13 protein-coding genes and 2 tRNA genes are annotated in these 12,585 nt (G+C 57.4%); 7 read left to right on the top strand and 8 right to left on the bottom strand.

All coding sequences use genetic code 11. The features are described from left to right. The first annotated feature begins 123 nt into the window (after window positions 1–123). On the top strand, window positions 124–1,218 hold the full coding sequence (locus tag ACTG2G_RS16095) for a porin (RefSeq protein ID WP_439985624.1): 1,095 nt from the start codon (window positions 124–126) through the stop codon (window positions 1,216–1,218). Window positions 1,219–1,392: 174 nt separating this feature from the next. Continuing rightward, on the top strand, window positions 1,393–2,028 hold the full coding sequence (locus ACTG2G_RS16090) for a murein L,D-transpeptidase catalytic domain family protein (protein WP_252657246.1): 636 nt from the start codon (window positions 1,393–1,395) through the stop codon (window positions 2,026–2,028). A gap of 77 nt (window positions 2,029–2,105) precedes the next feature. On the opposite strand, the gene ACTG2G_RS16085 is transcribed toward ACTG2G_RS16090, so the two are convergent. Continuing rightward, on the bottom strand, window positions 2,106–2,537 hold the full coding sequence (locus tag ACTG2G_RS16085) for a universal stress protein (RefSeq protein WP_439985623.1): 432 nt from the start codon (window positions 2,535–2,537) through the stop codon (window positions 2,106–2,108). Window positions 2,538–2,726: 189 nt separating this feature from the next. On the opposite strand from ACTG2G_RS16085, the gene ACTG2G_RS16080 reads away from it, so the two are divergent. Further along, a complete protein-coding gene (locus tag ACTG2G_RS16080) occupies window positions 2,727–3,470 on the top strand; it encodes a hypothetical protein (protein WP_439985908.1) in 744 nt (247 codons plus the stop codon). Window positions 3,471–3,589: 119 nt separating this feature from the next. Here the strand turns inward: ACTG2G_RS16080 and ACTG2G_RS16075 are convergent, their stop codons facing one another. Further along, window positions 3,590–4,042, bottom strand: a complete 453-nt coding sequence (locus tag ACTG2G_RS16075; RefSeq protein WP_252657252.1) for an RNA methyltransferase — start codon at window positions 4,040–4,042, stop codon at window positions 3,590–3,592. A gap of 204 nt (window positions 4,043–4,246) precedes the next feature. On the opposite strand from ACTG2G_RS16075, the gene ACTG2G_RS16070 reads away from it, so the two are divergent. Both ACTG2G_RS16070 and ACTG2G_RS16065 read left to right on the top strand, forming a co-directional pair. Then, entirely contained in the window at window positions 4,247–5,338 is a 1,092-nt protein-coding gene (locus ACTG2G_RS16070) for a PfkB family carbohydrate kinase (RefSeq protein WP_439985622.1), read from the top strand. Beyond that, entirely contained in the window at window positions 5,332–6,240 is a 909-nt protein-coding gene (locus ACTG2G_RS16065) for a pseudouridine-5'-phosphate glycosidase (protein WP_252657249.1), read from the top strand. Before ACTG2G_RS16070 ends, ACTG2G_RS16065 begins: the two co-directional genes overlap by 7 nt. A gap of 86 nt (window positions 6,241–6,326) precedes the next feature. Here ACTG2G_RS16065 and ACTG2G_RS16060 read toward each other — a convergent pair whose 3' ends face one another. The 5 genes from ACTG2G_RS16060 to ACTG2G_RS16040 all read right to left on the bottom strand — a co-directional run bounded on the left by ACTG2G_RS16060 (window position 6,327) and on the right by ACTG2G_RS16040 (window position 9,259). Beyond that, the gene (locus ACTG2G_RS16060) at window positions 6,327–7,052 is read right to left on the bottom strand and encodes a carbonic anhydrase (RefSeq protein WP_227342997.1); all 726 of its coding nucleotides are present in this window, start codon (window positions 7,050–7,052) and stop codon (window positions 6,327–6,329) included. Window positions 7,053–7,402: 350 nt separating this feature from the next. After that, complete coding sequence (locus tag ACTG2G_RS16055; protein WP_227342028.1) at window positions 7,403–8,677, bottom strand: alpha/beta fold hydrolase; 1,275 nt, start codon at window positions 8,675–8,677, stop codon at window positions 7,403–7,405. 130 nt (window positions 8,678–8,807) lie between these two features. Next, entirely contained in the window at window positions 8,808–9,020 is a 213-nt protein-coding gene (locus tag ACTG2G_RS16050) for a hypothetical protein (protein WP_216975756.1), read from the bottom strand. An 83-nt stretch (window positions 9,021–9,103) separates the two neighbouring features. Further along, a tRNA-Asn gene (locus tag ACTG2G_RS16045) sits at window positions 9,104–9,179 on the bottom strand. A gap of 4 nt (window positions 9,180–9,183) precedes the next feature. Further along, a tRNA-Phe gene (locus ACTG2G_RS16040) sits at window positions 9,184–9,259 on the bottom strand. 265 nt (window positions 9,260–9,524) lie between these two features. On the opposite strand from ACTG2G_RS16040, the gene rraB reads away from it, so the two are divergent. Then, complete coding sequence (rraB, locus tag ACTG2G_RS16035) at window positions 9,525–9,860, top strand: ribonuclease E inhibitor RraB (RefSeq protein ID WP_033114697.1); 336 nt, start codon at window positions 9,525–9,527, stop codon at window positions 9,858–9,860. A 56-nt stretch (window positions 9,861–9,916) separates the two neighbouring features. Here rraB and ACTG2G_RS16030 read toward each other — a convergent pair whose 3' ends face one another. After that, window positions 9,917–11,869, bottom strand: a complete 1,953-nt coding sequence (locus tag ACTG2G_RS16030; protein WP_421230651.1) for a sensor domain-containing protein — start codon at window positions 11,867–11,869, stop codon at window positions 9,917–9,919. A gap of 185 nt (window positions 11,870–12,054) precedes the next feature. Here ACTG2G_RS16030 and ACTG2G_RS16025 point away from each other — a divergent pair, with 185 nt between their 5' ends. Continuing rightward, complete coding sequence (locus ACTG2G_RS16025; protein ID WP_439985621.1) at window positions 12,055–12,549, top strand: hypothetical protein; 495 nt, start codon at window positions 12,055–12,057, stop codon at window positions 12,547–12,549. Window positions 12,550–12,585 lie beyond the last annotated feature (36 nt).

Below are 12,585 nucleotides of genomic sequence, written 5' to 3'. Positions count from 1 at the left end.
TAAACAACGATGGATTCAGGCCCAGTCAAGGTTGGGACGCCTACCGTGTGGCTATCGGACTATTTCCGATTTCACAAAACCGACAACAAGTTCGGAAGTGTTTACATCAGAGGAATAACGCATATGAAGAAGTCTGCACTGACTATTGCCATCTCCAGCCTGCTGCTGGCGAGCGGTGCCCATGCTGCTACCGTTTACAACCAGAACGATACCAAGCTGGAGATCGGCGGCCGTGCACAAGGTGCTTACTACGGTACTGACGACAACGGTTCCGAAGGTGACCAGAGCTACTTCCGTCTGCACGTTGCTGGCGAGACCAAGATTGCTCCCGAGATGAAGGCGTTCGGCTTTGCCGAGTACAACCTGCCGACTTCCGGTTCTGACAACGACGAGCTGCGTTATGCCTATGCCGGCATCAAGCACGACCGTTTCGGCGCATTCAGCTATGGTCGTCAGGATGGCCTGTTCACCAAGGCCGTCAACAACTATACCGACGTCCTGCCTGAGTGGGGCGGTGACGGCCTGGGCAAAGATACCGAAGTATTCGGCACCGGCCGTACCAACGGTCTGGCCCAGTACATCTACACCTATCAGGGGCTGACTCTGGGTGCCCAGTTCACCGGTAACAATGATCCGCAGAATGCTGACCGCTCTAACCTCTCTGGTGCACACAGCACTTGGAATCCGAAGGGCTCTGCAGAAGGTTTTGCTGTATCTGCCAACTATGATTTCGACATGGGTCTGAGTCTGGGTACTGCTTATAACCAAGCAGGTAAAACAGATGAGCAGGCAGCCAATGCCGCTTTTGGTGGTGATCGCGACGCTAAACTATACGGCGTAGGTGCCAAATACGCAGTGGGTGACCTTTACTTGGCAGCAACCTATTCCCACGGTGAAGACCACCTGTATGTCAAAACCTTCAACGGCTATGCAGAGAAGATGGATGGCTACGAAGCTGTTGCCCAGTACGCCATCGGCAAGTTCAAGCCTTCTCTGGCCTACCTGCGCACTGACGTGAAAGACTCAGCTCACGGTGTTGATGATACCTACACCGAGTACGTATCTATCGGTGCCTGGTACAACTTCACCGACAACTTCAACGCCTACGTTGACTACAAGATCAATCTGTTGGACAACAATGGCGTGGATGCTCACACCAACTCTCTGGGCAAGAACACCGACGACGTAGTCGCGGTTGCCCTGCAGTACAACTTCTAAGTAATTGGAAGTCAGTTATACCCTGTGATACCAATGTCTACTGTTTGAATGACTTCCGGCCGCTCTGCGGCCGGTTTTTTTATTGCGCCTTTTCAGCACCTTGCATATAACTATCGAGCGGATTGATGGCAATATCCGCGCCGTTGACAGGGAGTGACAAGGAGATATTCACGGATGAGACAAGTGCGCGGTAACATAGACTGGCAACGCGGGTGGCAGTTGTTGCCACTGCTGTTGATATCGCTCATCTGGAGCAGCACGGCAGATGCCAGCTGGGATCAGAGCCTCTATCGTCAACTGGGTCTGGCCGGCAAGCTGGATAAACAGACCTTTCGTCAGGCACTCAACAGTTATCAAACTGTGCGCCACAAACGAAAACCTATTCTCACCATCATCGATTACAGCAAGCCATCCACCCAGCGCAGACTGTTTGTCATCGATATGAAGCGCCACAAGCTGCTTTATCACACCTGGGTCAGCCATGGCCGGAACTCAGGTGAACTGGCCGCAAAACGCTTTTCCAACCAGCTCAACTCCCGCCAAAGTTCCCTCGGCGTCTATCGCACCGCAGAAACCTATCTGGGCAAGCATGGCTACTCCCTGCGGCTGGACGGGCTAAGCCCCGGCAAGAACAGCAATGCCCGCAAGCGTGCCATCGTGGTACATGGCGCCGCCTATGCCAGCCCGACTCATCTGCGCAAATATGACAAGCTGGGCCGCAGCTGGGGTTGCCCCGCCCTGCCCAAGGAGCAGGCCAGGGCCATCATAGATACCATCAAGGGAGGGAGTGTCATCTACGCTCACGGCTAGCGGGCACAACACCAGAAAACGCAAGGCCAGCAATCGCTGGCCTTGTTTGTTACGCTTTTCACTCTAAACGTGGCGCGTTATTGGCGCACCACCAGTACCGGACAGGGTGCATGACGCACCACAGACTCGGCGACACTGCCTACCAGCAGATGGCTGATACCAGAGCGACCGTGGCTGCCCATCACGATCAGCTCAACCTCATCCTCCTTGGCCTGAATGACAATTTCATCGGCGGCGCGGCCAAAGCGAATATCAAAGGTAGCCGGGATCGGCAGGGTGGCAACCAGCTCTTTGAGCTGGGTTCTGGCCTGACGCTCCATTTCGTGAGTGATCTCAACGGCTGTCATATGAAGAATTTTGTAACTGTCAAAGCCGTGCAGTTGGTCTACGACATGGATCAGCTTGAGCTGGGCCTGATGGCTCTGTGCCATGAAAACGGCATAGTCGAGTACCGCGCGAGACATTTGGGAAAAATCGACTGGACAGAGCAGAGTCTTGATCGATGGCATAATGCAGTCTCCTCTACTGATTGGGGTGCTATTGAATCTTTACTCGATCATAACGATCCGACCGCAAATAACCCTCGACCCTGTCGCAAAATAGAGATGCGGGATGTTTTCTCCGCCCGCCGCGATCAATGGCATGGTATAAATCAGGTGATAAATGCTCTCCTCACCCCTGCGAGGATATTGCTGACCATGCTGCGCATCGGTTGTTTGCTGCTTTGCTCTCTGTGTGCGATCGCCCACGCTCGCACAGCCAATATTCACGTCTATTGCGATGGCTGGCCCGGTTTCTGCCAACCGGATGGCCGCGGTATCTATCTCGATCTGGTGCGAACCATCTACCAACCCCACGGCTATCAGATCGTGCCCCATATCGTGCCCTACAAACGTGCCGTCGCCATGGTAGCCAGGCAAGAGGGGGATATGGCGATGAGTGTCTATCTGGACGAGATCAAGGGGGTCAAGCAGCCCCATCAGCCAGCCTCCGCCGATGATCTGACCGTCTTCATGCTCAAGCAGTGGCAGCCGCAATGGCGGGGAGAGCGCAGTCTGGAAGGCGAGACCGTCCTCTGGCGGCGAGGATGGGTGTTAGATAAATATCTTCCGGTCACCATGCGATGGCATGAGATCGACAACCATGAGATGGCCCTGCAGCTGATTGGCAAGGGGCGCTATCGCTATTACCTGACCGCTGGCGTGCTCCATGCAGCCGATGAGACCCCGGCCAATATGTACCGCACCATTTTGCGCTGGATACCGACTTACCCCATTTTTGCCGATACCGAACGGGGCGAGCGGCTACTGCAGTTGTGGGATCAGGAGATGATGAATCTGATCCGTCGCGGCACGCTGGCCGAGATATATCGCCATTATCACCTCTATGAATACTACCGCGACTTTCTCGATGAGCAGGCGGTCAAGGCCGGCGAAAACTGATCCCTCCATAGGGGAAAGAGAAGGATGCCGCAGCCCCGTCAACAGCGGCCACCGCCAGCAACCTGTCCATGAGCAACACCTTTCCATTGTGGTTTGAGTCACCGTAGCCACGCCACAACTCAGGGTTGCCGGTATCCCTTCGCCAAGCGGTCATAGAGGATCACATTGACCGAGGCGGCCAGATTCATGCAGCCCTGAGTCGGCACATAGACCACATCTTTCACCGCGCCATAGAGGGCGGGATCGAGCGTGCCATCCTCCGGCCCGAAGATATAAAAAGCCCGTTTCGGATGGATATAGTCGGGGAGCGGTGTAGCGCCATCGATCAGATCGACCACCACGGGCACGCATCCCTGCGGGACAAACGCCATCAGATCATCCACCCCGAGCAGCGGGATCTTCTCCACCATCTGCTTGGTATCGGTGGCAAAGCGGCGCGCCAGCTCGAAGCGGTTGCCGGTGTAGTAGACCTCGTCTACCCCGTAACAGCCCGCAGCCCGCATCACGGAGCCGACATTTTCCGGGGACTTGGGATTGACCAGCCCCACGCAGCAGAATGCACTCTTTTCCATCATCTCTCCTCATCTTGCGGCGGCCATTATAAGCCGTTGCAGGGCCACCGACCCGTTAAAAGTCCCCTCCCCGGCTAAACCGCTTGCCAACCCAGCTTTGAATGTCGATTTTTTGTGCGCAAGCCGACAAATTTTGTACAAGCTGATGGCCAGCAAACGTTTCCCAGCAATAATAGACAAACGTTTGTAAATGGATGTTTGTCTATGACTGAGCGTGAACAAGAGATCCTCGCCCTGCTGCGTCAGGATCCCATGATTGCCCAGCAGGAGCTGGCCGATCGCCTCGGCATCAGCCGCTCTGCGCTGGCCAGCCACATCTCCAGCCTGATCCGGCAGGGATATGTGCAAGGCAGAGGTTATGTACTGCGAGAGGGCCCCTACGTGGTGGTGATCGGCGGTGCCAATATGGATATTTGCGGCACCAGCCACGACAACCTTCTGCTCGGCGACTCCAACCCAGGCAAGGTGCGCACCTCGGCCGGTGGTGTCGGCCGCAATATCGCCGAGAATCTGGCGCGGCTCGGCAGCGATACCCGACTGCTGACTGCTGTCGGTAACGACCAGTATGGTCACCATCTATTGGAGGTGAGCCAGCGGGCCGGCGTCGATGTGCGCCAGACTCTGGTGCTCGATGGTCACGCCACCTCCTGTTATCTCAGCCTGCATGATGGTAGCGGCGAAATGAGCTGCGCCATCAACGACATGGCCATCATAGAGCAGCTCACCCCTGCCCGCCTGACCCCCCTCGCAGGCTTTCTCGGCGGTGCCCTGCTTTGGGTGCTCGACACCAATCTGGCTATCCACACCCTCGACTGGTTGTTTGAACGGCAAGGTGAGCACGCCATCTTTGTCGATACCGTTTCGGTGGCCAAAGTGGAGAAGATCCGCCCCTGGCTCGGCAAGATCCACACCCTCAAACCCAATCGAAGCGAAGCCGAGCAGCTGTGCGGCATGACCATCGCCGGGCCCGAAACCTGGCCCATGGTGGCCGCCTGGTTCCACCGCGCCGGGGTCAAGCGACTGTTCCTCAGTCTGGGTGAACAGGGGATCTTCTACAGCGATGGCGAGCAGCAGGGTCACCTGCCGGTGCTAGGCTGTCCGGTGCTCAACGTCACCGGCGGCGGGGATGCCTTTATGGCTGGCCTCGCCCACGCCTGGCTGCAAGAGCTCGACATTGCCCAAACCACCCGCTTTGCCCTGGGCTGCGCCGCCCTCACCGTCAATTGTTCCGATACCGTTTTTTCCGGTCTGAGCAAGACCGCCGTTGACCGCATACTGGAGGAGTACTCATGCTGAACGCTTACCTCGATATCCAACCGGAAGTGGCTGCCGCGCTGGCCGCGGGCAAACCGGTGGTTGCCCTCGAATCCACCATCATCTCCCACGGCATGCCCTATCCGCAGAACGTGGATACGGCCCGTCAGGTTGAACAGGTGGTGCGCGATAACGGCGCCATTCCGGCCACCATCGCCATCCTCGATGGCCGCCTCAAGGTGGGTCTCGATGCGAGTGCGCTGGAAGCGCTCGGCCGGGCAGGCCACAGCGTGACCAAGTGCAGCCGCCGCGACATTCCGTTCGTACTGTCGCGCAAGGGGATGGGGGCCACCACGGTCGCCTCGACCATGATCATCGCTGCCATGGCGGGGATCCGGGTCTTTGCCACCGGTGGTATTGGCGGGGTACATCGCGGCGCGCAGGAGACCTTCGATATCTCGGCCGATCTACAGGAGTTGGCACAAACGCCGGTGGCCGTAGTCTGTGCGGGGGCCAAATCGATCCTCGATATCGGGCTGACTCTGGAGTATCTGGAGACGCAGGGCGTACCGGTGATCGGCTATCAAACCGAGGAGCTGCCCGCCTTCTACACCCGCGAGAGCGGCTTCAAGGTCGATTATCGCCTCGATACCCCGGCAGCCATCGCCGAGGCGCTGCGCCTCAAGTGGGAGCTGGGACTGGCGGGCGGCGCCGTGGTGGCCAACCCCATCCCGACCGCACACGCCATGCCTAAAGCCGACATCGACGCAGCCATTGCCCAAGCGCTGCGTGAAGCCGATGAGCAGGGGATCAAGGGCAAGGCGTCAACCCCCTTCCTGCTGGCCCGCGTCTGCGAGCTGACTGGCGGCAACTCGCTCGCCGCCAACATCCAGCTGGTACTGAATAACGCGGCCCTCGGCGCCCGCATCGCCGCCAGCCTCTGATCGCTCGCCGATACCTCGCTATGTAAAAGAGGGCCTCGCGGCCCTCTTGTTGTTTTTGCTATCTACTGTGCTATTGCAACTCTGTGTTATTGCAGGACCACGCGCCCATTGAGCGGTTGCACCGGCCGGTTGTTGGGGTGGTGCATCACCGCCTTGAAGGCGTCGATCTGGGCCTGACTGACCTCAACCGGCTGCTTCATCACCAGCCAGCGCACTCCTTCCGAGCATGGAGGCGTAGTAAGGGAACCGCTGAAGCGATAGTAGTCATGGCTTTCCGGCAGCAGTTGCTCAGCAGAGAGCGGCGCCTTGAGGGCCTGGATCTCCCCCACCTTGGCAGGTAATGCACTCCAAGCTGCCGCCAGCGCAGGATTGGCCTTGCCAGCCTCGAACATCACCGCCACCACGGCGATCTCTTCCTTGTCACTGACGTGCACCAGATGCCCTTCCAGCGGATAGGATTTGCCCTCGATGAGGTTTTCACTCGGGGCGTGGAAGTGGAACTGCTTGAGCTCAAACCTGGTGCCATCGAGTTGCAAAATGCTGCCCGGGGCATAACCGACCTGCACGGTATGACCATTGTTGACCACTGTGTTGCCACCCGCCTGATAGTGGAGTACCAGCGGGGCCAGTTTGGCCTCGACCAATCCGTTCAGGTCAACCGGCGACTGATTGCTACCCGCACACTGGCCAAACTCAGGGGTCAGCTTGGCCCAGTGGGCAGGCCCCGCCTCACCGCTATATTCCCAATGGGGGGTGGCAGCAAACACGACAGGGCACAGCAACAGGGAGCAGGCCAACAGAGACTTTCTCATCATACATCCTTATCTTGATTGAAAAGCACGACCATCCCCTACCCCGGATTGCGGGGCATGCAGAGATGGCATATCTGATACGCGGGATACAGAGCGGTAGAGCGACTTTCTAATGGTAACGAGCACGAGTTGGTCAATCGGTTTGACCGCGGCTCAATACAGAGTCATTTGGCAAGTATATGGTGAGGGATCGGCAGAAACAGTGAAAGAGGGGGAAATTAATCAGCCGGCTATCCACTCATCGTCTGGCAGGCGCGGGGCAAGGTTCAGGGCGTCACGCTTTCATAACAACCATCCATAACAATCATCGCGGGAGTCCGGACTCCCGCGATGATTGCCGATAACGACAATTAACGGTCGCGATTCAACGCGATCAGACGATCAAGAATCGCTTCACCATCGGCGCGCAAACCGTTGTGCTCATATTCATTGGTGATCCAGGCACGACTGTTGCCAAGGCCACGCAGAGTTTCGCGACTGTAGTCAAACTCCACATACATATCCTCGGCATAGACGGCGCAGGCTACCGGCACCTTGTTGCGGGCCAGCTGGGCCGGATTATAGAGCGCCCCCCAGTCCGCCTTGTTGGCCAGCAGATGGGCCGCCTCTTTCAGGGGCAGCAACTCGCGGAACTGCTCGAACATCCAGGGGTAAACCATCTCGCCGGTGAAGGCGAAATCCTTGCCAGGCGCCCAGTTCACCGCAGGAAACTCCCCTCTGACCCGATCCGCCGCCCAGCGAGTCGCCTCCCCTTCGGCGTAGATAGCCTCGTGCAGGATGGCAAACAGCGGGTTGGTATTGAATGGCTGCATGCTCTGCACCTGATAGAGAAAGGCCGGGCTCAGCTTGTCGCCGATAAAGGCCTCTTCCAGCAGGTAATAAAGCTCCTCGAAAGCACCCGTAGCGCCGAGATCCAGCCCTTGCTGCTGGAACTGCTCCACCGTCAGGCGCTGGCCGTTGGGCAGCCGCACATCGTGCTGGTGCAGATGGTTAGCCAACCGGTTGGCAATCCCCTGAGCGTGGGGGAAGCGGGCGAAGAAGGCTCGGTTCTTGTCAGCCACCCGCTGATAGGTGGCGCGGTAAACCTCCTCGGCGCTGCGGCCAATCGGCGCGATGCCGCCGGTGATATAAACCTCCCGCAGGCTATCGGGGAAGAGCGAGAGATAGGTCAAGCAGCAAAAACCACCAAAGCTTTGCCCCAGCAGGCTCCAGCGATGCTTGGGACTGAGCTCCAGCCGGATGAACTCGGCATCTTGCACTATGCTGTCGGCGCGAAAATGGCTGAGATACTCCGCCTGCTCGGTCGGTGTCATTTTGGCCAGAATATGCCCATGGATGGGGCTCGACATCCCGGTGCCACGCTGATCCAGCAGCAGCACTCTGAACTCCTGCAACGCCCGCTTGAGCCAACCACTGTTAGCCGTCGGGCGCGGCGCCCCGAATCCCGGCCCCCCTTGCAGAAACAGCAGCCAAGGCAACTTCTCATCGAGCTTGTCTTTACGGCAGAGGGTACGGGCAAACAGGGTAATGCTGTCACCATCCGGCTCACCATGATCGAGGGGAACGGTAAAAAAGTGCGGCTCGCAATGAATGCCGTCCAGTACATAGCTCAAGGGGCTGTTCATCTGGGGTCTCTCCGTCAGGATGGGAACATCATTGACCCCATAATATCCTCGCCCAGCCACAGGGTCACTCCGGTTTTCCAAAATGTTAACAATGGCTTAAAGGTCGAAACATCACCAGACAAGCCGCTCTTCAACGGTGCTGAATTAATTGTTTTGCGGGGGAGATTGACGCCATGGCGCCATTCAACAAAGATGGCTCGCCTGCACAGGAGTGCAGCCATTCAGGCCGACAAAATGGATAAGGGAATGTGATGAAACCGAAGTGGATCAGGGCCAGAAAAAGAGAGAAGAAGCCATGCCCTGGCAGCATGTTGCAGACCGGAATGCTGCTGTTCAGTGCCACCTGTGGCGCGACGCTCTTTTTGGCAGCATGCAACAGCAACTAGAAATGAAAAAGCCCGCTCGATTGAGCGGGCTTTTCGAATTTGGCTCCTCCTACTGGACTTGAACCAGTGACATACGGATTAACAGTCCGCCGTTCTACCGACTGAACTAAGGAGGAATTGTGGTGCCCAGAGACGGAATCGAACCGCCGACACGGGGATTTTCAATCCCCTGCTCTACCGACTGAGCTATCTGGGCAACGGCGCGCATTAAACCCTTTCCAGCGCAGAGTGTCAACCATGATGGCACGATAAAAAGCACGTTCGCTCAACAACTGAACGCAATGAACGGTTATTAGCCGTTTCGGAGCAGAAATCTGCCTAACCGTGACCCGCCTCATATATGAATGATCACCAAACCGCGGGAAATCACGGCCTCTATAGCTTTGCCACATTGAGCCGAATCCACTCTGCGAGTATGCTTTGCCGCAATGATACCGCCTGGAGGCAACATGAGTCTGAATATGCAAGAGTGGCGTGAAGAGACCACCGAGATCGTCAACGAACTGCTGGCCGATGGCAGCAATCCCGATGCGGATTACGACATCGAGCACCACTTCGCCTGCCAGGATTTCGACCGTCTGGAAAAAGCAGCGGTTGACCTGTTCAAGGCCGGTTTTGAAGTGACCGATGCCGAAGAGATGGAACTGGATGACGGCGCCACCATCTTCTGCTTCGATGCCACCATCGAGTGCAAGCTGAATGTCGAAGCGATCGTTGCCGATATCGCCAAGATGCTGCCCATCCTGGAAAAATATGGGGTGGACTACGATGGCTGGGGCACCTACTTCCAGGATTGATCCCTGCCACAAACAGAGAGGCCACCTGCGGGTGGCCTCTCTGTTATTGCAGACTGTCACAAATAACTGGCGGCAAACTGCTCGGGCGACAACGGGGGGCTGAACAGATAACCCTGTAGCCGATCACACCCCGCCTGGGTCAGCCACAACTGTTGCTCGACGGTTTCCACCCCTTCTGCAGTAATGCAGATCCCCAGCTCATGACCAAGTCCGATGACCGATCTCACGATGGCGGTGGTGGCACTGTTGCTGACCAACCCCTGGGTGAAGCTGCGATCCAGCTTGAGCGTGGCGACCTTGAGCCTTGGCAGATAGGCCAGCGAGCAATACCCAGTACCGAAATCATCGATGGCCAGTTGAAAACCGGCGGCGATCAGGTTATCCAGGTTGGTCTCGATCTCATCGGCATTCTCCATCAAGACTCCTTCAGTGATCTCCAGCTCCAGCTGGCCTGCATTCAGACCATGACGTGCAATGCAGCCCTGCACCAGCTTGCAGAGCGCCGGATCACGAAACTGCAACGGCGAAAGGTTGATGGAGAGTACCATATCCGGCTGATCGGTTTGCCACTGGGCCAACTGAGCACACCCCAACTCCAGCATCAGCTGACCAAGTTGGCCGATGATCCCCATCTCTTCGGCCAGTGGAATAAATTCTTCCGGCGAGATCATGCCAAGTTCAGGATGCGGCCAGCGGCAAAGCAATTCTGCACCACAAAGCAGATGGGTTGTGCTGCTGATAATGGGTTGGTAGACGGCAACCAGCTGGGATGACTTGATGGCGAGCGGTAACTGGGCGGCGATCAGTTGACGCCGCTTGAGCCGGGCGTGCAGCGCCGGATCAAACAGAGTGCAGTACTGCTGCTGCCGCTTGCCCTGCGCCAGCGCCGCTTCAGCATGGCTGAGCAACCGCTCGGCATCGCTTGCCCGCCCCTGAGCCAGCCCCAGAAACACCGGGATCTGGATACGATGATCTTCCACCTGATAGTACTCCATCAACTGCTGCTGCAGATGCTGGTTCCACTCCTGCAACGGCTCGTTGAAATCGGGGAGTAACAGACAGAAGTCATCGGCAGCCACCCGGCAGAGCAAGGTTCGCGGCGGAACCAATTGCTGTAGTCGCTTGGCCACCTGGCTCAGCAGGCGATCGGCAATCCGGATCCCGAAGCGATCGTTAACCTCACGAAAGTGGTGCAGATCGACCAGCACCAGTGTGGCGCTGCGGCACCCCAAATGGCGGCTGGTCTGCAAGAAACGGGAGAGTTTGAGCAGCCCGGTGAGGCTGTCGTAGTGCTGCTCCTGCTGCAACTGTGCCTGAGTGGTGCGCAAGCCAGTGATATCGCGCCCCAGCGTCAGGATCCCGAGGGAGTGACCATCCCCATCGGGGACATCGACCCGGGTGATCTCCATATGCCGTCCCTGCCCTCTGGCATCCAGCAGACAACATTCGCCGTGGCCCATCCCTTGGGGTGCCGCCAGCCGGAACGGCAGCTGCTGACCCAGCACCTCATCCGCCCCCTGACCAATAAAGTCGAGAAACGCCTGGTTGCACTCCAGCAACACCCCGTTGTGATCATCGAAACGGATCAGGTCAGGGATGGCATCGAGCAGAAAACGCTGCAGCACCTGCTGTTTTTTGACCGTCTGTTCCAGGTGCTTGCGCTGGGCAATCTCGTTGACCATTCCGAATACGGCATATGGCTCACCCTGAGCCGTGTAAAGCGGGATCTTGTGCACCTCCATCCAGCAGGTCTCACCGCCCCGATTACAGTGCAACTGTTGATGAAGCAAGGGAACGCCCCCCGTCAGCAACTGCGCGTCCTCGGTACGAAATACATCGCCCCATGGCATCTCTGCATCACTCTTGCCGACCACCTCGGCGGGTGAACCCAACTTGGCCTCAATGGCAAATTCACGATTGGCAAACAGGTAGCGACCATGCCTATCACGACAGAAGATACTCATTGGCAACTGGTCGATGATCTGCTGAAGCAGATCCGGGGTAAGCATGTTGGTCACAGGGGCGCTTATGGAGGAATTTCGAGCAAATCTATGATAGCAAACCAATTTTGTAAAGCACCCCCGGTAACCCCTCCGTTTACACCGATGCAGCACGCATGCTGACAGAGGTTGTCGCTCAGGTGATAATAGGCACCGGTTGGCCAATGGCCTGATAAATGGACGAGAGAAGCAAGATGAAAAAGATGATGGGGTGCGCATTGGCGCTGCTGCTGGCAGGTTGTGCTGGCGACAATAACGGTGGTGAGGAGTATCGCTACAACCCGCCGGTCGCCAAGGCGACCAACAATACCCAGGAGATGGCGATCCCGGTGGATCTGGTGTGGGCTCGCGCCGAAAAGTGGTTCACCGACCACGGCCTCACCATCGAAAACAGTCAGCGCGGTGCCGGCCTGATGACCGCCAATGTCAACCAGTCGGCCGACGGACTTGAGTGGCTGGACTGCGGCACCATGGGTTCCAAAGTAGCACTGGGCAACCCTGACCTGCAGATCAACCTGATCATCACCCAGAGCGGCAACAGCAGCGTGGCCACCGTCAACGTCAAAGGCAACACCGAGCTGTTCTTTGTGGAATCCTCAGGCGAGCGCGTACCGGCCCCGTCCATCAAGCCGGTCTGTGTCTCCCGCGGTACCCTGGAGCAGAGCCTGTTCGCCACCCTCGGCAACTGATTTCGCTTCCCTGCAAAAATAAAAAAAGCGGCAGAT

Origin of the sequence: Aeromonas sp. 55A, from assembly GCF_051919665.1 — a bacterium.
Classification (GTDB): domain Bacteria; phylum Pseudomonadota; class Gammaproteobacteria; order Enterobacterales; family Aeromonadaceae; genus Aeromonas; species Aeromonas veronii.
Note: the sequence above shows the minus strand (reverse complement) of the source record. Positions and strands in the feature narration are given on the sequence as shown.